Origin of the sequence: Modestobacter marinus (assembly GCF_011758655.1) — a bacterium.
Classification (GTDB): domain Bacteria; phylum Actinomycetota; class Actinomycetes; order Mycobacteriales; family Geodermatophilaceae; genus Modestobacter; species Modestobacter marinus.
This window is the reverse complement of sequence record NZ_JAAMPA010000002.1, coordinates 75,108-93,982: the sequence shown is the minus strand read 5'-3', so window position 1 is coordinate 93,982 and position 18,875 is coordinate 75,108. Positions and strand designations below refer to the sequence as shown.

The following is an 18,875-nucleotide window of genomic DNA, read 5'->3' as shown; positions in this document are numbered from 1 at the left end:
GGCAGACGGTGGTCGGGGCTCAGGAGACCTTGGAGGCCAGTGCGGTGAGCTCGGCCAGCTCGGACTCGGTCAGGTCGGTCAGCGGCGGCCGCACCCGGCCGCCGTCCCGGCCGACGGCGGTCAGCCCGGCCTTGACGATCGACACCGCGTAGCCGCGGGCCCGGTCGCGGATGTCCAGGTAGGGCAGGACGAAGTCGCTGAGCATCCCGTACACCGCGGGGCGGTCCTGGGCGCGCACGGCGGCGTAGAAGCGCAGCGCGAACTCCGGGAGGAAGTTGTACAGCGCCGAGGAGTAGGTGCTCACGCCCAGCTGCAGCAGCGGGAGGGCGAACGTCTCGGCGGTGGGCAGCCCGCCGACGTAGATGAGGCGCTCGCCGACCTTGGCGTAGGTGCGGGTCATCTGCTCGATGTCGCCGACGCCGTCCTTCAGCCCGATCAGGTTCGGGTTGCGGTCGGCGAGCTCGGCGACGGTCACGTCGGCGAGGACGGCGTTGGCCCGGCTGTAGACGATCACCCCGAGGTCGGTGGCCCGGCAGACGGCGCTGACGTGCTCGACCAGCCCGGCCTGGCTCGCCTCGGTGAGGTAGGGCGGGAAGAGCAGCAGGCCGGAGGCGCCAGCGGCCTGGGCGGCCTGGGCCTGGGCGACCGAGACGGCGGTGCCCCCGGTGGCCGGGGCGATGACCGGCACCCGGTCGGCCACCTCGTCGACGGCGACCCGGACCACCCGGTCGATCTCGGCGGGGGTGAGCGAGAAGCCCTCCCCGGTGCCGCCGGCGGCGAAGAGGCCGGCCACGTCGAAGCTGGACTGCCAGGCGAGGTGCTCGCGGTAGCGGGGCTCGTCGAACTGCAGGTCGGCGTCGAAGTGGGTGACCGGGAACGAGAGCAGGCCGGACTTCAGCCGGTCAGCGAGGGCGTCCGGGGGCAGCATCGTCACGGGGCGTGTCCTTGGGTCCGACGGGTCCGCGCGCCGATCGACCGGGGGTCGTGGGGCGGTGGTCGACGTCACCCTAGGAACGGCTGACGATGCCTGTCCAAGAGCAGTTCCGCATCGAACGATGCTCGCCGCGCATCATGAAAGCGCTTGCCCAGCGGTGAGACCGGCCAGTGCGCGCCACAGTGCGGGGTTCTTCGACTCCCGGGCCCAGAGCAGGTGCAGCTCGACCGGCCGGGGGACGGGGGTCTGCAACCGCACCAGACCGACCCCCTCGATGGTCAGCCCGGCCGCCGACTCCGGCACGAACGCGATCCCGCGCCCGGCGGCCACCAGCCACAGCATGGTCAGCACCTGGCTCACCGTGTGCACGGTGTTCTCCGACGCCACCGGCACGAACCCGACCACCAGGTCGTAGAAGTACCGGGCCTTCGTCGGCGAGTGCATGACGACCGGCTCGCCGGCCAGGTCCGCCGGCTCGACCGGGCGCCCCAGCTCGAGCAACCGGTGCCCCCGCGGGGCCGCGACCAGCAGCGCCTCCCGGTGCAGCAGCCGGGAGCCGAACCGCTCCTCGTCGAAGGGCGGCCGGGCCAGCCCCAGGTCGATCTCCTCCGCCAGCAGGCCGGCCACCTGCTCGCGGGTGACCATCTCGGCCAGGTCGACGTCGACGTCGGGCAGGTCGCGGGCCAGGTCGTCGAGCAAGCGGCCGAGCAGGCCGTAGGTGGAGGCGGCGGTGAACCCGATCCGCAGCACGCCGCTGGAGCCCGAGGACACCCGGCGCGCGAGCTCGGGCGCACCGTCGGCCAGCGTGAGCAGCCGGCGGGCCTCCACCAGGAACACCTCGCCGGCCGCGGTGAGGCTGACCCGGCGGTTGTCCCGCTCCAGCAACTGGGCGCCCACGGCCCGCTCCAGCTTCTGGATCTGGCGGCTCAGCGGGGGCTGGGTCATGGCCAGCCGGGCCGCCGCCCGGCCGAAGTGCAGCTCGTCGGCGACCGCCACGAAACCGCGCAACTGCTCCAGCGTGAACGCCATGTCGGCAAGGTATCAATCAATGCTGCATCGCTCTTGGACAGGCATCGCCGGTCGTTCTTACGCTGCCCTGGCTCGGTGCGTGACCGCACTCACAGCGCCTGCAGCCGGACCGCCGGCTTCTCGAAGAGGAGAACGACATGGACAAGCACTTCGGCGCGCGCCCCTGGACGGTGACCGGTCTCGGGCTGGCTCTGACCTTCTCGGTCGCGGCCTGCGGCGGCAACGTGGGCGGCGGCTCGGACGCCGACGCCGCGGACTTCCCCGGCGACGACCCGATCACCGTGCTGGTGGGCCAGGACCCCGGCGGCAGCACCGACCTCATCGCCCGCGCGGCGGCCGAGGGCCTGTCCGACGAGCTGGGCGTCCCGGTCACGGTGGAGAACCAGCCCGGCGCCAACGGTGCGCTGGCCGCCCAGGAGCTGGCCGGCGAGGAGCCCGACGGCCACACGCTGATGGTCTACAACGGCAGCCTGGCCTACATCACCCCGCTCGCGGTGGGTGAGGGCGAGGCGCCGGACATCGCGGACTTCGACATCGTCACCGGCCTCTCGCTGGACGACTACGTCCTGGTGACCGCGCCCGGCTCCGGCTTCACCACGGTCGAGGACCTCGCTGCCGCCGGGCGCCCGATCACCTTCGGCACCACGGGCGTGGGCACCGGCAGCCAGCTCTCCCAGGAGCTGCTCTTCGCCCAGTCCGGCATCGACGCCACCGCCGTCCCCTTCGACGGCGGCTCCCCCACCCTGACCGCCGTGCTGGGTGGCCAGGTGGACGTCGGCTCGATCCAGCTCGGCGAGGCGATCGAGCAGATCGAGGCCGGCGAGCTGACCCCGATCGTGACCTTCGCCGAGGAGCGGCCCAGCTACCTCCCCGACACCCCGACCGCCGTCGAGGCCGGTTACGACGTGCCGGTCCAGCAGTCGCGCGCCGTCTTCGCCCCGCAGGGCGTGCCGGACGACGTCATGCAGACGCTGCGCGACGGGTTCCAGGCGGCCTTCGAGGAGGAGGCCTACCAGCAGTTCAACGAGGACAACCTGCTCACCCCGAACGAGCTCGACGGTGAGGAGATCCGGGACCTGTGGACGGAGAACCTGGACCGGTACCGCAGCGTGGTCGAGGAGTACGACATCGACCTCGGTGGAGAGCAGTGACCTCTGCGCACGACGGGGCGACCACCCCGGGGCACCCCGGCGGCAGCACGGCCGCCGGGGCCACCCCCCGGGAGGACGCCGGCTCGACCTCGACGGCCGGGCCGGCGCACCCCGTCGGACCGCACGCCTCCACGCTGCACGACGTCGAGGAGGACGCCCACCAGGTCGAGGTGGAGGCCGAGCACCGGCCCCCGCCGGCCGGCACGACCACGAACGTGGTCGTCGCCGTCCTGGTGGTGGCGCTCGGCGTCGCCGCGGTGGTCGGCTCCCTCTCGCTCGGGGCCGGCAGCGCCGGCAACCCGGGCTCGGGCACCTGGCCCATGGTGCTGGGCGTCGTCATCGTCGTCCTGGGCCTCGCGCTCGCGCTCGACGCGCGCACCACCTCGCCGGACGCCGGCGCCCCCGATACCAGCACCTCGGACGCCGAGCGCTTCTCCCGCTCGTCCTGGCTGGTGGTGGCCGGCCTGGCGACGATGGTCGTCTTCGTCGCGGTCATCGAGGTCATCGGCTTCGAGATCCCCGCCGCGCTGCTCGCCTTCGTCTGGCTGCGCTTCCTCGGCGGGGAGACCTGGCGCTCGTCGGTGCTCGTCAGCCTCGGCGTGGTGGTCGCGTTCTACCTGGTCTTCGTGGCCGCCCTCTCGGTCCCCATCCCGCACCTGTTCTGAAGGAGGGTCTGAGTGGACGTCGCCCCGGTGCTCGACGGCTTCGCCGTCGTCCTGGAACCCACCAACCTGCTGTACTGCCTGATCGGCGTCGTCGTCGGCATGCTCGTCGGCGTGCTGCCCGGCCTCGGGCCCGCCGCGACCATCGCGATCCTGCTGCCGATCACCATCGGCCTGGAGCCGGTGACCTCGATCATCATGCTGGCCGGGATCTTCTACGGCGCCCAGTACGGCGGCACGATCACCTCGGTGCTGCTCAAGCTGCCGGGTGAGGCCTCCTCGGTGGTCACGGTGTTCGACGGCCACGCCCTGGCCCGCCAGGGCAAGGCCGGCACCGCGCTGGGCATCGCGGCGATCGGCTCGTTCGTCGGCGGCACGATCTCGATCGTCGCCCTGTCCTTCCTCGCCCCCGTCGTGGCCGGCTTCGCCCTCGACTTCGGGCCGCCGGAGTACACCGCGCTGGCGCTGCTCGGCATCCTCCTGGTCGCGACCGTGAGCAGCGGCAGCCGGCTCAAGGCGGTCATCGCCGCCTGCATCGGCCTGCTGCTCGCCACGGTCGGCCGGGACGCGTTCACCGGGGGCGAGCGGTTCACCTTCGGCAACCTGAACCTGGCCGACGGGCTGGACTTCGTCCCGATCGCGATGGGCCTGTTCGGCCTCGGCGAGATCCTCTACAACCTGGAGGAGCGGCACAACGCCGTCCACGCGCCGGCGAAGGTGGCCAACGTGTGGCCCTCGCGCGCCGACCTGCGCCGGTCCTCCGGGGCGATCGGTCGTGGCTCGGTGCTCGGCTTCGTCCTCGGCATCCTGCCCGGCGGCGGGGCGACGCTCTCCTCGCTGGCCGCCTACGCGGTGGAGAAGCGGCGCTCCAAGACCCCCGAGCGGTTCGGCAAGGGCGCGGTCGAGGGGGTGGCCGGCCCGGAGACGGCGAACAACGCGGCCGCGACGTCGTCCTTCATCCCGCTGCTCACGCTGGGCATCCCGGCCAACGCGACCATGGCGGTCATCTTCGGTGCGCTGCTCGTCTCGGGCGTCTCCCCCGGCCCGCGGCTGGTCACCGACGAGCCGGAGCTCTTCTGGGGCGTGGTCAACTCGATGTACATCGGCAACATCCTGTTGCTGATCATGAGCATCCCGCTGGTGGGGCTGTTCGTGAAGATCCTCCGGGTGCGGCCGGCCGTCCTGGCGCCGATCACGGTGCTGATCACGCTGATCGGCGTCTACACGGTCAACAACAGCACGTTCGACATCGTCCTGGTCATCGTCTTCGGCGTGCTCGGCTACCTGATGAAGAAGGTCGGCTTCGACCCGGGGCCGCTGTTGCTGGCCTTCGTCCTGGGCACCCTGCTGGAGGACTCGCTGCGCCGGTCGCTGCTGATCTTCGACGGCGACACCACCGGTTTCTTCACCCGCCCGATCTCCGGCACACTGCTGGTCGTCTTCGTGGTCGTGGCCCTGCTGCCGCCGATCCGCAGCGCGTTGGCCCGGCGGCGGGGCACCTCCGCCGACCACTCCGACACCACCACCCCCAAGGAGCTCGTGTGACCGTCCTCGTCGGTTTCCTCCCCACCCCCGAGGGCGAGGCGGCCTTCGCGGCCGGCCTGGCCGAGGCCCGCCGCCGGGGCGAGGACCTGCTGGTGCTCAACAGCCCCCGCGGCGGCGCGCCGGTCAGCGCCGACGTCGCCCCGCCGGAGCTGGTCGCCCAGCTCACCGAGCGCAGCCGCACCGACGGGGTGGCCCTGGAGGTGCGGCAGACCCCGCACACCGGCGACCTGGCCGACTCGGTGCTCCGGGTGGCCGAGGAGGCCGATGCCTCACTGATCGTGATCGGGCTGCGCCGCCGCTCCCCCGTCGGCAAGCTGCTGATGGGCAGCAGCGCCCAGCGGATCCTGCTGGACGCCGACCGGCCGGTGCTCGCGGTCAAGCCGCACCCCAGCGCCGGCTGAACCACCCCGGACACGACGGAGCCCGCCAGGCGACCTGCCTGGCGGGCTCCGTCGTGTGAGCGCTGTCGAGCTGTGGAGCTGGGTCAGGCAGCGACCTGGTTCCAGGCGGCGCCCTGCAGCTGGCGGCGGACCTTCGGCCCGCCGGTGGTCATCTTGTAGAGCTTGACGACCTGCGCCGGGGCGTTGGCCGGGGTGGTCTGGGCCAGCCAGCCGTTGGGCAGCGAGAGCCGGAGCACCTTGTGCCATGCCGAGCCGACCTGACGCGGGAGCGACGCGGTGTGGTACCGCAGCCCGTAGCGGGCGAACAGGTCGCGGATCTGCGGCGCGATCTCGGCGTACCGGTTGCTCGGCAGGTCCGGGAACAGGTGGTGCTCGACCTGGTGGGACAGGTTCCCGGTCATGATGTGCATGGCCTTGCTGCCGGAGATGTTGGCCGAGCCGAGCATCTGGCGCAGGTACCACTCACCGCGGGTCTCGCCGTCGATCGACTTCTTCTCGAAGGTCTCCACGCCCTCCGGGAAGTGCCCGCACATGATCACCGAGTGCGACCAGAGGTTGCGCACCACGTTGGCGGTGAAGTTGGCCGCCAGGGTCGGCAGGAACGACGGACCCGACAGCGCCGGGTGGACGACGTAGTCCTTGGTCATCTGCTTGCCGATCTTCTTCAGCACCTGCTTGCCGCGGGCGCGGAAGCCGGGGTCGGCCCGCCGCTCCTTGGTGGCCAGGTTCTTGCCCAGCTCCAGGTCGTAGGCGGCGATGCCGTACTCGAAGAAGCAGGCGTTGACGAAGTTCCACACCGGCTGCAGCAGGTACAGCGGCACCCACTTCTGGTCCTCGTCGACGCGCATGATGCCGTAGCCGAGGTCGTTGTCCTTGCCGATCACGTTCGTGTACGTGTGGTGGAGCACGTTGTGCGAGTGCTTCCACTGCTCGGCCGGGCTGGCCATGTCCCACTCCCAGGTCGTGGAGTGGATCTTCGGGTCACGCATCCAGTCCCACTGCCCGTGCAGGATGTTGTGCCCGATCTCCATGTTCTCCAGGATCTTGGCGACCGAGAGCCCCATGGTGCCCAGCACCCAGGCCGGCGGGAACTTGGAGAACAGCAGCACGGCCCGGCTGGCCAGCTCCATCTTGCGCTGCACGTCGATGACCCGGCGGATGTAGGCCGCGTCGTCCTCGCCACGGCTGTCCACGACGCTCTGCCGGATGGCGTCGAGCTCGCGGCCGATGGCCTCGATGTCGGCCTCGGAGAGGTGGGCGATCGGGTTGTCGGGCTTCTTCTGCAGGACGGTCATGTGCGGCTCCTCAGCTCTGGGGTGCGGGGGTCAGTGGTCGATGTCGCAGGCGTCAGCGGCGGCGCTGACGCAGGTCTGGATCAGGACGCCGTCACCGGGGGCGGCGGTGGTCAGCTCCCCGTTGCGCAGGTCACGGACGGCGCCCTCGCGCAGCGGCAGCACGCAGCCGTAGCAGATCCCCATCCGGCAGCCGCTGGGCATGAGCAGCCCGGCCTCCTCGGCGGCGTCCAGGATCGGGGTCGCGCCGTCGGCCTCCAGCGTGCGGCCGGACTTCGCGAACGTGACGGTGCCGCCCTCGCCGGTGACCAGCACCCGGGGGCGGAAGCGCTCGGTGTAGAGCTGGTCGTCGATGCCCTGGGCCGCCCAGTGCTCCTCCAGCGCCTCGAGCAGGCCGACCGGGCCGCAGGCCCAGGTGGCCCGCTCGGCCAGGTCGGGCACCAGGTCGGCGATCGCCTCGGCGTCCAGCAGGCCGGCGGCCTCGGTGTGGTGCTCGACCAGCCGGATCCGGCCGGCCGCGGCCAGCTCGCGCAGCTCGGCGCCGAAGATGACGTCCTCGGGCGTGGGCGCGGAGTGCACCAGGACGACGTCGCACCCGGCGTCCTCGCCCAGGTTGCGCAGGATGCCCATCACCGGCGTGATGCCGGAACCGGCGGTCACGAACAGCGCCTTGGCCGGCCGCGCCTCGGGGAGGACGAAGTCTCCGGTGGCCTGGTCCAACTGGACGACGGTGCCCGGCCGGGCGCGGTGCACCAGGTGGTTGCTGACCTTGCCGTCGGGGATCGCCTTCACGGTGATGCTGAAGCAGCCGTCGGCGCGGCCGAGCACCGAGGTGATCGAGTAGGCGCGCCACAGCCGCACCCCGTCGATGTCGATGCCGATCCGGACGTACTGGCCGGGGGTGTGCGGCAGCCAGTCGCGGCCCGGGCGGATCACGATGCTGGCGGTGTCCCGGGTCTCCCGGTGCACCGCCTCGATCCGGCCGCGCAGCGCGGCACCGGAGCGCAGCGGGTCGACCAGGTCCAGGTAGTCGGCGGGCAGCAGCGGCGTCGTGACGAGCTCGGCCACCTTGAGCACCCGGTCGCGCAGCGTGGTCAGCACGGGACGGGCCGTCGACGGGCGCGGAACAGTGGCGGTCATGTACTGAGTCTTACCCGCGCGAGGGGCGAAGAACTGTGCCGATGACGTGAATCGGACGCCGAGTTCTATCCTCGGCGAACAACGTGGAGGTGCGGACGATGAGCGACCAGGTGACCTTCCCACCGTCGGTGGTGGCCGCGATGCAGGCCCAGCTCCCCGCCGTCGCCGAGCAGACCGTGGCCAGCATCGTCGTCGAGGTGCCCAGCTACGCCGACGCCTTCGCCGGCCAGATGGGCCGGGCGATCTCCAACGCCGTCCAGCTGGCCCTGGGCGGGTTCCTGGAGCTGGCCACCACGGCCGGGGGCGCCGACGCGAGCCGGCCGATCGGTCCCGCCCTGGAGGGCGCCTACTCGCTGGGCCGGGGCGAGGCGCGCAGCGGGCGGTCGATGGACGCGCTGCTGGCCGCCTACCGGGTCGGCGCCCGGGTGTCCTGGCGGCACATGAGCGACACCGCGGTGGGCGCCGGCCTCTCGGTCGGGGCGCTGGCCCGCTTCGCCGAGCTGGTGTTCGCCTACATCGACCAGCTGTCGGCCGCCAGCGTGGCCGGGCACACCGACGAGCTGGAGACCACCGGCCGGGTCCGCCGGCACCACCGCGAGCGGCTGGGCGCGCTGCTGCTCGCCGGGCGCCCGCTGCACGATCTCACCCCCGCGGCCGACCGGGCCGGCTGGCTCCCCCCGCGGACGCTGACCGCCGTGCTGCTCCCGGAGGTCCGGGCCCGCGGCGCCGTCGCGCTGCTGGACCCGCGCACCCTGCAGCTGGACGACGACCCGCCCGGACTGGACCCGGCCCTGGAGCTCAGCGTGCTGCTGGTGCCCGACGCCGGCGAGGGCGCCCGGGTCGCCCTGCTGCGTGCCCTCGACGGGCGGTCCGCGGTGGTCGGCCCCGCTCGCCCCTGGACCGCGGTCGCCGGGTCCTACGCCCGTGCCCTGCGCGCCCTGGGGCTCGGGCTGCGCGCCACCGGCCCGGCGCCGCTGGACACCGAGCAGCGGCTCCCGGAGCTGGTGCTGCGGGCCGACGAGGACGCCCTGGCCGACCTGCGGGCCGCCGCCCTCGCCCCGCTGGACGGCCTGACCCCGGCCACCCGGGAGAAGCTGGCCGCCACCCTGCGCTCCTGGCTGCTGCACCACGGGCGGCGCGAGCAGGTCGCCGCCGAGCTGTTCGTGCACCCGCAGACCGTGCGATACCGGATGGGGCAGCTCCGCGACCTGTACGGCGACCGCCTCGAGGACCCGCAGACGGTGCTGCAGCTGACCATCGCCCTCGGCCCGGAGGCGCCTGCCCGCTGAGCGCCCCGGGCATCGGCCAGGATGGGCGCGTGAGGATCGCGGTGGCCGGTGGCACCGGCCTGCTGGGTGCGCTGGTGGTCGCCGAGCTGGCGCGGCAGGGCGACGACCCGGTCGTGCTCGCCCGGTCCCGCGGCGTCGACCTGACCGACGGCACCGGCCTGGCGGCCGCCCTCGACGGCGTCGACGCGGTGGTCGACGTCGCGAACGTGACCACGGCCAGCCGGCGCCGGTCGGTGGCCTTCTTCACCGCGGCCACGACCCAGCTGCTCGCCGCGGCCGCCCGGGCCGGCGCGGGGCACGTCGTCACGGCGTCGATCGTCGGCGCCGACACCGTCGACTTCGGCTACTACCTGGGCAAGCGGCGGCAGGAGGAGCTGCTGGCCGCCGGTCCGGTGCCCTGGACGCTGCTGCGGGCCACCCAGTTCCACGAGCTCGCCGGCCAGCTGGTCGACCGCTCGCCACGCCCGCTCGTCGTCGTCCCCCGGATGGCCAGCCGGCCGGTGGCCGCCGCCGAGGTCGCCGCGCACCTCGTCGAGCTGGCCCACGGTGCACCCCAGGGGGTCGCCCAGCCGATCGCGGGGCCGGAGGACCACGACATGGTCGACCTGGTCCGGCGGCTGCTGCGGGCCACCGGGCAGCGCCGGCTCGTCGTCCCGGTGCGGCTCCCCGGCCGGGTGGGTGCGGCGATGACCGGCGGGGCGCTCGTCCCGGCCGAGCCGTACGTCCACGGCCGGCGGACGTACAGCGAGCACCTGGAGACGGTCGCGCGCAGCAGCTGAGCCGGGGTCAGCCCTCCGCGTCGGCGACCTGGCGGGAGAGCTCGACCAGCTGCCGCAGGCAGTGCTCCCGCAGCGGCCCCGGGAAGCCGTCGGCCAGCCGGTAGAAGACGACCCGCCCGTCCTTCCGGCTGGTCACGAAGCCGGCGGTGCGCAGCAGCCGCAGCGCGTAGCCGACCGCGTCCTCCGTCGCCTCCAGCGCCATCGCCAGGTCGCCCACGCAGAGTTCGTCGACCACGTCCAGGGCGTAGAGCACCCGGGAGCGGGTCGGGTCGGCCAGCAGGCTCAGCATCGCCGACAGGCTCGCGGCGTCCTCCCGGCTCGGCACGCGCGCCCTCGCCGAGGCCACACGCACGGGGTCGACCGGATGGGGGTGATCTGCCACGGTGAGGCGGTTACCCGGACGGTCGCACGGGTATGCGCGGTCGCGGTCAGACCACGGCCTCAGGCGGAACGGACGAGGGGGAACCCGGGGTGGCCTACCTGAGTCTCGCCGCCATGTTCGGCCTCGCCGTCAGCGGCGTGCTGCTGGCGTACCTGCTGCACCGGCGGACCGCGGTGGCGCCGGATGCGGTGGCGAGCCTGCCCTTCCTCTCCGGCTGGCGGCCCGCCGAGCACGCCCTGTCCCGGTTCGAGGCGCGGTACTACCCGATGACCCTGCTGTTCCTCGCCTTCGACGTGGAGATGCTCTACATGTACCCGTGGGCGACCGTGGTCGCCTCGATCGGGACCTCGGCGATCGTCGAGATGTTCGTGCTGCTCGGCGTGCTGATGACCGGCGTGCTCTGGGCCTGGCGCGAGGGTGCACTGCGGTGGACCTGACGCGGCTGGCCGCCCGGCGCACCGCGGTGCTGGCGGTGGAGGTCCCGGGCTGGAGCCGCACCCGGTGCGCGCTCGAGCAGGACGTGCGGGCCCGCGGCTGGCGGCTGGCCGGCTCCCCCGCCGACGCCGACCTGCTGGTGGTGTGCGGGCGCCCCGGCGCCCGGCTGACCGCCGCGGTCGACCACGTCTGGAGCCAGCTGCCCGGCCCCCGCGCCCGGGCGGAGGTCACCACCGCCGACGACGTCCCGGCCGTCCTGGACGGTGCGGCGGCCGAGCTCGCCGACGGCGCAGCCCAGCGGCGCGACGCCGCCGGCCGGCCGGCCGATCCGGAACCGGGGACCACCGCCGCGGGCGACGACGGCATGGGCGACATGGACATGGACGGCGACTCCGGCCACTCGGGCGACATGGACATGGACGACGACCCGGGCGACGCCGACGGGGACCACGCCTCCGGCGACGGCGACATGGACATGGACGACGACTCCGGCGAAGGCGGCGGCGACGACTCCGGCGACGGCGACATGGACATGGACATGGACATGCCGATGCCCGCCGGCATCGGCCTGGCCGGCGCCGGCGGCGACGACCAGCTCCCCGACCCCGACGGCCTGGACATGGACGTGCTGCACGTCCCGCTGGGGCCGGTGCTGCCGCACTGGCCGGCCGGCCTGCTGCTGCACACCACGCTGCAGGGCGACCTGGTCGTCGCCGCCCGGGCCGAGGTCCTGCTGCCGGCCGACGACGCCCCGCCCGACCCGCCGGTGCACGGCACCCCCGCCGGTCGGTGGGACGCGGTGGCCACCCTGCTGGTCCTGGCCGGCTGGGACGACGCCGCCGTCCGGGCCGCGCGGGTCCGCGACGGCCTGCTGGCCGGCGGACAGCCGCCGGAGGCCGAGCGGCTGACCCGCCGGATCACCCGCTCCCGACTGCTCCGCTGGTCGCTGCGCGGCCTGGGCCGGCTGCCCGAGGGCGATGCGCACGACCGGCTGCGGCACTGGCTGACCGGCACCGGGCAGCGCCGGTCGACCGAGCTGAGCGCGGTGGCCGAGCTGGTCACCGGGCTGGACCTGGCCACCGCCCGGCTGGTGGTGGCCTCGCTCGACCTGGACACCGCCGACCGGGTGACCGTGCCGGTGGGGGCAGGCTCGTGACCGTCACCGAGGTCTCGGTCGGCTGGGTGCCGGTGGCGGCCGCGCTGCTCCTCCTGGTCGCAGCCGCCGCGGCGAGCCTGGACGGCGCGCTGGCCGCGCGGTCGGCCGGGCAGCCGCTGGGCGGTGGCCTGCTCGCCCCGGTCGCGGAGACGGCCCGGCTGTTCGGCCAGCGCCGCCGGACCACCGTGGCCGCGGACCTCCCGTTGCAGCGGATCGGCGGTGCCGGGCTGCTCACCGCCGCGCTGCTGATGATCGCCGTCGTCCCGTTCGGCCGGTGGACCGTGGCCGACCTGACGGTGGGCGTCGTCTGGTTCAACGCGATGGACGTGCTGGTGTGGGCGGCGGTCTGGCTGGCCGGCTGGGGCCCGAACAGCGCGCACGCCCTGGTCGGCGGCTACCGGTGCCTGGCCCAGGCGCTGTCCTACGAGCTGCCGTTGATGTTCGCGCTCACCGCACCGGCGGTCGCCGCCGGCAGCCTCCGGCTGGGGGACGTGGTGGCCGCGCAGTCCGGGCTGTGGTTCGTCGTCTGGATGCCGGTGGCCTTCGCCGTCTTCTGCGTCGCGGTGGCCGGGTTCTCCGTCTGGGGGCCGCTCTCCGCGCCCACCGGCGCGACGACGGCCGGCGGGGTGCTCGTCGAGGCGTCCGGGGTCGACCGCTGGCTGCTCAGCACCGGGCGGTACGCGCTGCTCACCGCCGGGGCCGCCTTCGGGGCGACCGCCTTCCTCGGCGGCGGGCACGGTCCGCTGCTGCCGGCCTGGCTGTGGCTGCTGGTCAAGACCGCCGGGTTGCTCGCGGCGCTCGTCGCGCTGCGGCGAGTGCTCCCGGTGATCCGCCCGGAGCAGTTCGCGGCCCCGGCCTGGCTGGTCGCCCTCCCGCTGGTGCTGCTGCAGGTGTTGGTCGTGTCCGTCGTCGTCGTGGTCCAGGCCTGAGGAGGGAGGGACGTTGCTGACCGGGATCGTGTTCTGGGTGCTCGCCGTCGTGGCGGTGGCCGCCGGCGTCGCCGTCTTCCGGGTCGACTCGATGGCCCGGGCGACCTACGCGCTGGCCGCGTCGTTCATCGCCGTCGGCCTGGTGCTGCTGCTGGTCGACCTGGAGTTCCTGGGCGTCATCACCGTGCTGATGATGACCATGGAGATGGCCGTCATGGGCATCTACATGATCATGTTCATGGGGATGAACCCCGCGCTGATGCCGATGAGCATGGTGCACGGCAAGCGCCCCGCCCTGGCGGTCTCGCTGGGCACGTTCGTCGTCCTGGCCGCCGGGGCGCTGCTCGTCCCGTGGCCGACCCGCCGCGGCGCCCCGGCCGCGGGCCTGGTCACCTCGCTCGGCGAGGCGATCATGGAGTCGAAGATGCTGGTGATGATGACCGTCTCGCCGGTCCTCTTCGCCACGATCGTCGCCGCCCTGGTGCTGGCGCTGCCGCGGGGCCGCTACGACCGGCTCGGCGACGACCTGAAGGGCACCGCCCTGCGCGGGGGGTCCCGGCGATGACCCTGCAGACGATGCTGCTGGTCGCGGCCGCGCTGTTCAGCGTGGGCCTCTACGGGGCCATCTCCCAGCAGGTCGTGGTCATGGTGATGATGGGCCTGGAGCTGATGCTCAACGGCGTCATCCTCGCCGCGGCGGCGTTCTGGTGGTTCCTCTCCCCCACCCCCGACGGCCAGGTGCTGCTGCTCGTGGTGATCACCGCGATGACGGTGGAGATGGCGATGGGCTTCGCCGTGGCCACCCTGCTGCACCGGTCCCGCCAGTCCGACATGACCGACATGGCCACGGACCTCGCCCAGTGACCGGCCTGCTGTGGGCCGTCGCCGTCCTGCCGGCCGCCGTCGGGGCGCTGCTGTGCGTGCTCGGCCGGCGGGCCGACCGGGCCGCGCCCGCGACCGGCATCGGGACGGCGGCCGTCGTCCTGGCGCTGTCGATCGCCGTGGCGCTGGAGCGGCCGGCGGTGCAGGCACCGTTCCTGCCGGCCGCCGGCTTCGGGCTGGCGGTCGACCCGCTCGCCGCGGTGGTGCTGCCGGCGGTGACCGCGGTGACCCTGCTGGTGCTGGTCTTCTCCGCCGGGGACGTCGAGGGGGCGCGGGCCCGGTTCACCGGGTTGATGCTGCTGTTCGCCGCCGCGGTGGTCGTCACCGTCACCGCGACGACGCTGCCGACGCTGCTGTTCGCCTGGGAGGTGATGGGCGCGACGTCCTACGCGCTGATCGGCTTCCGCTGGCAGGAGGAGCACCGGGTCGGCGCCGGGCTGACGGCCTTCCTGACCACCCGCACCGCCGACCTGGGGCTGTACCTGGCCGCCGGGGCGGCGCTGGCCGGCGGCACCGGCCTGGCGCTGGACGAGCTGGCCGGCGCCGACGGCGGCTGGCTGCACGTCGTGGCGGCCGGCGTGCTGGTGGCCGCCCTCGGCAAGGCCGCCCAGCTGCCGTTCACCGCCTGGCTGTCCGCCGCCATGCAGGGGCCGAGCCCGGTCAGCGCGCTGCTGCACTCCGCGGCGATGGTCGCGATGGGCGGCTACCTGCTGCTGCGCACCGCTCCGCTGCTGGCGGCCACCGGCTGGGCGGGGCCGGTGACCGCCTGGGCCGGGGTGCTGACCGCCCTGCTGCTGGGCGCGGTCGCGGTCGCGCAGCGCGACCTCAAGCAGCTGCTGGCCGCCTCCACCGCGGCGCAGCTGGGGTTCGTCGTGCTCGGCGCCGGGGTCGGGTCGGTCGCCGGCGGCACGGCGCACCTGGTGGCGCACGCGGCCACCAAGGCGCTGCTGTTCCTGGTGGCCGGGGCGTGGCTGAGCGCGCTGGGCACCAAGCAGCTGGCCGCGCTGCGTGGTGCGGCCCGGCTGTGGCCGCTGGTCGGGGTGTGCGCCGCGATCGGCGCGCTGGCGCTGGCCGGCGTCGTCCCGCTGTCGCTGTGGGCGACCAAGGACGAGGTGCTGGCCGGGGCCCTGGAGGAGTCCCTCGCGCTCTACCTGGCCGGACTGGCAGCGGCCGCGCTCTCGGCGGCCTACGCCGGGAAGGTGCTGTGGCTGGTCTGGCGGCCGCTGCCCGCGCGGGCCGAGGAGGGCTATGACACCGAGGAGGACGGCACCCGCCGGGTGGGGCCGCTGGAGCGGGCCCCGCTGGTCGTGCTCGCCGTCGGCGCCGCCGTGCTGGGTCTGCTGGCCCTCCCCCCGGTGGGCGAGGCGCTGCACCGGCTCCTCGGCGAGACCGGCGCCCCCACCGCCTCCTGGGCAGAAATGGCCATTTCTGCCCTGCTGGCGATCGGCGGGGTGCTGGTGATGGCCTCCGCGCGGGTCAGGCGCGTCTCCTGGGGCCGGGTGGGCAGCTGGTTCACCGGCTGGCTCGGCCTGGCCCGGGCGACCGACCTGGTCGTCGTCCGGCCGGTGCTGCGCGCCGCCGAGGCGCTGGCCCGGTTCGACGACCGGCGACTGACCCCCGCCGTGCACGGCACCGCCCGCGGTGCCCTGCACCTGGCCGCCGGGGCCGCCCGGTTCGACGACGACCGGCTGGACCGCGGGGTGCGCGCCTCGTCGGCCGGCACGGTCCGGCTCGCCGACGCCGCGGGCCGGGCCGACCTGGCCGGTCCGGACGCCGCCGTGCGGTCGCTGGCCGCCGGCACCCGCTGGCTGGGGGGCTGGGCCCGGCGCACCCAGACCGGCCAGCTGCACCAGTACTACGTCTCGGCCGCCGTGGTGCTCGCCGCCGCGCTGGCCCTCCTGCTGGCAGTGAGGTAGCTCCGTGCTCAGTTCGATCATCTTCCTGCCCCTCGTCGCCGGGGCCCTGCTGGCCGTGCCCGCGGTGCCCGACCGGGTCGCCCGCTGGACCTGGATCGCGGTCACCGCCGCCGAGGTCGTGCTCGTCGGCGTGCTGATCGCGCGGTACGAGACGCCCGCCGACGGCGACCTCGCGTTCGAGGAGCGCGCGCGCTGGATCCCGTCGGTCAACAGCAGCTGGCACGTCGGGGTCGATGGGCTATCGGTGCCGCTGCTGGCGCTGACCGCGGTGGTGTTCAGCGCCTGCGCGGTCTACGGGCTGCGCGAGGACCGGCGCCCGCGCCAGCACGCCGCCCTCTTCCTCGCCCTGCAGTCCACCTGCATGGGGCTGTTCGCCGCCCAGGACCTGATCGTCTTCTTCGTCTTCTTCGACCTGTCGATCGTCGGCATGTACGCCGCCATCGCCGGCTGGGGGCACGGCAGGGACGCCGGCCGCTCGGCGCTGCAGTTCTTCCTGTACACGTTCCTGGGCAGCCTGGCGCTGCTGCTCGGCTTCATCGGCCTCTACCTGGCCGCCGACCCGCACACCTTCGACATCCCCGAGCTGGTTGCCGCCGCACCCCTGCAGGACCACCCGGTCGCCGGTGGTTTCGTGCTGGCCGCCCTGCTGCTGGGGCTCGCGGTGAAGACGCCGACGATCCCGTTCCACACCTGGCTGCCGCCGGCGCACACCGACGCCTCGGCGATCGGCTCGGCGGTGCTGGCCGCGGTGCTGCTGAAGATGGGCACCTACGGCTTCGTCCGGATCGCCATGCCCGCGATGCCGGACGCCTGGCGCGGGGCGGCCTGGGTGGTGCTCGCCGTCGGCATCGCCTCGGTGCTGTACGGCGCGCTGGTCGCCCTGGCGCAGACCGACGTCAAGCGGATGATCGCCTACACCTCGATCAACCACATGGGCTACGTGGTGCTCGCCGTCGGCGCGGCCGGCCTGCTCGGCACCGGGACGGCGGCCCGCGAGCTGGCCGTGACCGGCGCGGTCACCCAGATGGTCAGCCACGGCCTGATCACCGGTGCGCTGTTCCTGCTGGCCGGGGTGCTGCACGACCGGACCGGCAGCTACGCGATGCGCGACTACGGCGGGCTGGCGCGCAGCGCACCGGTCTGGTCCGGGCTCTTCGCGGTCGCGGCGTTCGCCTCGCTGGGCATCCCGGCGTTCAGCGGGTTCATCGCCGAGTTCCAGGTCTTCGCCGGGAGCATCGGCACCACGGCCTGGGCGGCGATCGCGCTCCCCGGGATCCTGATCACCGCGGCGCTGTTCCTCCGGGCGCTGCAGTTGCTGGTCACCGGGCTGCCCGGCGGCCGGTCGATCGGCTTCTCCGACGTCCGGGCGGTCGAGGCGGTGCCGGTCACCGGGCTGCTGCTGCTCTCCCTGGCGATCGGCGTCCTGCCCTGGCTGCTGCTGGACCTGATCACCCCGGCGTCCGCCGTCCTGGTCGACCTGGTGGGCAGGTGATGGAGCAGTCGCCACTGGCGCTGCTGCCCGAGCTCTGCCTGCTCGGCGGCGCGGTGGTCACCCTGCTGGCCGGCTCCTTCCTGCCCCGGCAACGGCAGTGGGTCGCCCGGCTGGTCGCCGTCGCAGCGCTGCTGGTCGCCGGTGTCTCCGCCGCCCTGGCCTTCCCTCGGGACGCCCCTCTCGGCGGGGTCACGGAGACGGTGTTCGGGGCCTTCGTGCTGGACACCGCCACGGGGGTCACCCGGCTGGTGGTGGTCGCGGCGGTGCTGCTGGTCATCGGCCTCGGCGTCGACGAGCTGGCCGGGCAGGCCCGGGAGAGCGAGACCTACACGCTGCTGCTGCTCGGCGGGCTGGGCGCGATCGTGCTGGCCGCCACCGACGACCTGCTGACCCTCGCCGTCGGGTTCCTGCTGGCCAGCATCCCGGTGTACGCCCTGGTCGGGATGGTCCGCTCCCCCGGCGCGGCCGAGGCGGCGCTGAAGACGTACCTGCTGGGCGCCCTGTCGGGCATCCTCCTGCTGCTGGGGGCCACCGTGCTGTCCGGCATCGCCGGTGGCACCGCCTACGCCGACCTGGCCACCGGCCTGGCGGCTGCACCGGCCGCCGCGGTGGCCGTCGGGGCGCTGGCCGTGCTGGCCGGGCTGCTGTTCGAGGCCGGCGGCGTCCCGCTGCACCAGTGGGTGCCCGACGCCACCCAGGGCGCCGGCACCGCGGCCGCCGCCTTCCTCACCACCGTGCCCAAGCTCGGGGCCCTGGTCGCCGCCGCGCGGCTGGTCGACGTGCTGCCGGGCTCGCTGCCCTGGCCGCTGCTGGTCGGCCTGCTCGCCGCCGCCACCATGACGCTGGGCAACCTGGCCGCGCTCGCCCAGACCGACGCCCGCCGGCTGCTCGGCTGGTCGACGGTCAGCCAGGTCGGCTACCTGCTCATGCCGGTCGCCGTCGTCACCAGCACCTCCGCCGCGACCCCGGCGCTGCTGGTCTACCTGGCCGGCTACGCGGTCACCAACCTGACCGCCTTCGCGGTGCTCGCCGCGGTGCCCGGCGCCCGGTCGCTGACCGACTTCCGCGGCCTCGCCCGGCAGCGACCGGCGCTGGCCGCCGCGCTGGTGATCAGCCTGCTCAGCCTGGTCGGCACCCCGCCGACGGCGGTCTTCCTCGGGAAGCTGACCGTCTTCACCGCCGCGTGGGACGGCGGTCTGGCCTGGCTGGTGGTGGTCGCCGCGGTGAACACCGTGGTCAGCCTCTTCTACTACCTGCGGTGGCTGGTCGAGGCGTTCCGGCCCGGCGAGCCCGCAGCGACGGCCGGCTGGCCGCACGCGGCGGCGGTGGCCGGGGCCCTGGGCGTGCTGGCGGTCGGTCTCGGTGCCGGCCTGGTGACCGCGCTGGTCGGCGACGGCACCCTCGGCTGAGCCGTCGGACCCGCACCGCGTCGGGCGGGTGGACGGGGCACGACCGGGTAGG

19 protein-coding genes are annotated in these 18,875 nt (G+C 74.2%); 14 read left to right on the top strand and 5 right to left on the bottom strand.

All coding sequences use genetic code 11. The features are described from left to right. Positions 1–19: 19 nt before the first annotated feature. Positions 20–928: a 5-dehydro-4-deoxyglucarate dehydratase gene (kdgD, locus tag FB380_RS16425; RefSeq protein ID WP_166757172.1), complete on the bottom strand. Its 909-nt coding sequence runs from the start codon at positions 926–928 to the stop codon at positions 20–22. 141 nt (positions 929–1,069) lie between these two features. Continuing rightward, the gene (locus FB380_RS16420; protein ID WP_166756441.1) at positions 1,070–1,963 is read right to left on the bottom strand and encodes a LysR family transcriptional regulator; all 894 of its coding nucleotides are present in this window, start codon (positions 1,961–1,963) and stop codon (positions 1,070–1,072) included. 137 nt (positions 1,964–2,100) lie between these two features. Between FB380_RS16420 and FB380_RS16415 the strand changes: the two genes are divergently transcribed. From FB380_RS16415 to FB380_RS16400, 4 genes are read left to right on the top strand one after another with little or no spacing between them, the layout of a single operon-like run. Further along, on the top strand, positions 2,101–3,114 hold the full coding sequence (locus FB380_RS16415) for a Bug family tripartite tricarboxylate transporter substrate binding protein (RefSeq protein ID WP_166756440.1): 1,014 nt from the start codon (positions 2,101–2,103) through the stop codon (positions 3,112–3,114). Then, positions 3,111–3,779, top strand: coding sequence for a tripartite tricarboxylate transporter TctB family protein (locus FB380_RS16410; protein ID WP_166756439.1), 669 nt, complete (start codon positions 3,111–3,113; stop codon positions 3,777–3,779). The genes FB380_RS16415 and FB380_RS16410 overlap by 4 nt, the downstream gene beginning before the upstream one ends. Before the next feature lie 12 nt (positions 3,780–3,791). Then, positions 3,792–5,321, top strand: a complete 1,530-nt coding sequence (locus FB380_RS16405) for a tripartite tricarboxylate transporter permease (RefSeq protein WP_166756438.1) — start codon at positions 3,792–3,794, stop codon at positions 5,319–5,321. After that, positions 5,318–5,722: a universal stress protein gene (locus FB380_RS16400; RefSeq protein WP_166756437.1), complete on the top strand. Its 405-nt coding sequence runs from the start codon at positions 5,318–5,320 to the stop codon at positions 5,720–5,722. The genes FB380_RS16405 and FB380_RS16400 overlap by 4 nt, the downstream gene beginning before the upstream one ends. Positions 5,723–5,805: 83 nt before the next feature. Here the strand turns inward: FB380_RS16400 and FB380_RS16395 are convergent, their stop codons facing one another. Continuing rightward, positions 5,806–7,017 (bottom strand): fatty acid desaturase family protein, encoded by a 1,212-nt coding sequence (locus tag FB380_RS16395; RefSeq protein WP_166756436.1) that lies wholly within the window; start codon positions 7,015–7,017, stop codon positions 5,806–5,808. 30 nt (positions 7,018–7,047) lie between these two features. After that, positions 7,048–8,154 (bottom strand): ferredoxin reductase, encoded by a 1,107-nt coding sequence (locus tag FB380_RS16390; protein WP_166756435.1) that lies wholly within the window; start codon positions 8,152–8,154, stop codon positions 7,048–7,050. A 98-nt stretch (positions 8,155–8,252) separates the two neighbouring features. Between FB380_RS16390 and FB380_RS16385 the strand changes: the two genes are divergently transcribed. Then, positions 8,253–9,443: a PucR-like N-terminal domain-containing protein gene (locus FB380_RS16385; protein WP_166756434.1), complete on the top strand. Its 1,191-nt coding sequence runs from the start codon at positions 8,253–8,255 to the stop codon at positions 9,441–9,443. Positions 9,444–9,472: 29 nt separating this feature from the next. Continuing rightward, positions 9,473–10,222, top strand: a complete 750-nt coding sequence (locus FB380_RS16380) for an SDR family oxidoreductase (protein WP_166756433.1) — start codon at positions 9,473–9,475, stop codon at positions 10,220–10,222. A 7-nt stretch (positions 10,223–10,229) separates the two neighbouring features. Here FB380_RS16380 and FB380_RS24835 read toward each other — a convergent pair whose 3' ends face one another. Continuing rightward, entirely contained in the window at positions 10,230–10,547 is a 318-nt protein-coding gene (locus tag FB380_RS24835; protein ID WP_229681926.1) for an ArsR/SmtB family transcription factor, read from the bottom strand. Between the two features lie 146 nt (positions 10,548–10,693). On the opposite strand from FB380_RS24835, the gene FB380_RS16370 reads away from it, so the two are divergent. From FB380_RS16370 to FB380_RS16335, 8 genes are read left to right on the top strand one after another with little or no spacing between them, the layout of a single operon-like run. Further along, positions 10,694–11,041: an NADH-quinone oxidoreductase subunit A gene (locus FB380_RS16370; protein ID WP_229681925.1), complete on the top strand. Its 348-nt coding sequence runs from the start codon at positions 10,694–10,696 to the stop codon at positions 11,039–11,041. Beyond that, the gene (locus tag FB380_RS16365) at positions 11,032–12,195 is read left to right on the top strand and encodes a hypothetical protein (RefSeq protein ID WP_166756432.1); all 1,164 of its coding nucleotides are present in this window, start codon (positions 11,032–11,034) and stop codon (positions 12,193–12,195) included. The genes FB380_RS16370 and FB380_RS16365 overlap by 10 nt, the downstream gene beginning before the upstream one ends. After that, a complete protein-coding gene (locus FB380_RS16360; RefSeq protein ID WP_166756431.1) occupies positions 12,192–13,124 on the top strand; it encodes an NADH-quinone oxidoreductase subunit H in 933 nt (310 codons plus the stop codon). The genes FB380_RS16365 and FB380_RS16360 overlap by 4 nt, the downstream gene beginning before the upstream one ends. Before the next feature lie 13 nt (positions 13,125–13,137). Next, positions 13,138–13,689: an NADH-quinone oxidoreductase subunit J gene (locus FB380_RS16355; RefSeq protein ID WP_166756430.1), complete on the top strand. Its 552-nt coding sequence runs from the start codon at positions 13,138–13,140 to the stop codon at positions 13,687–13,689. Next, complete coding sequence (locus FB380_RS16350; RefSeq protein WP_166756429.1) at positions 13,686–13,988, top strand: NADH-quinone oxidoreductase subunit NuoK; 303 nt, start codon at positions 13,686–13,688, stop codon at positions 13,986–13,988. The genes FB380_RS16355 and FB380_RS16350 overlap by 4 nt, the downstream gene beginning before the upstream one ends. After that, on the top strand, positions 13,985–15,922 hold the full coding sequence (locus FB380_RS16345) for a proton-conducting transporter transmembrane domain-containing protein (protein ID WP_166756428.1): 1,938 nt from the start codon (positions 13,985–13,987) through the stop codon (positions 15,920–15,922). Before FB380_RS16350 ends, FB380_RS16345 begins: the two co-directional genes overlap by 4 nt. Positions 15,923–15,926: 4 nt before the next feature. Further along, the gene (locus FB380_RS16340) at positions 15,927–17,414 is read left to right on the top strand and encodes a complex I subunit 4 family protein (RefSeq protein WP_166756427.1); all 1,488 of its coding nucleotides are present in this window, start codon (positions 15,927–15,929) and stop codon (positions 17,412–17,414) included. Further along, positions 17,414–18,823, top strand: coding sequence for an NADH-quinone oxidoreductase subunit N (locus FB380_RS16335; RefSeq protein ID WP_166756426.1), 1,410 nt, complete (start codon positions 17,414–17,416; stop codon positions 18,821–18,823). The genes FB380_RS16340 and FB380_RS16335 overlap by 1 nt, the downstream gene beginning before the upstream one ends. The last annotated feature ends 52 nt before the right edge of the window (positions 18,824–18,875 follow it).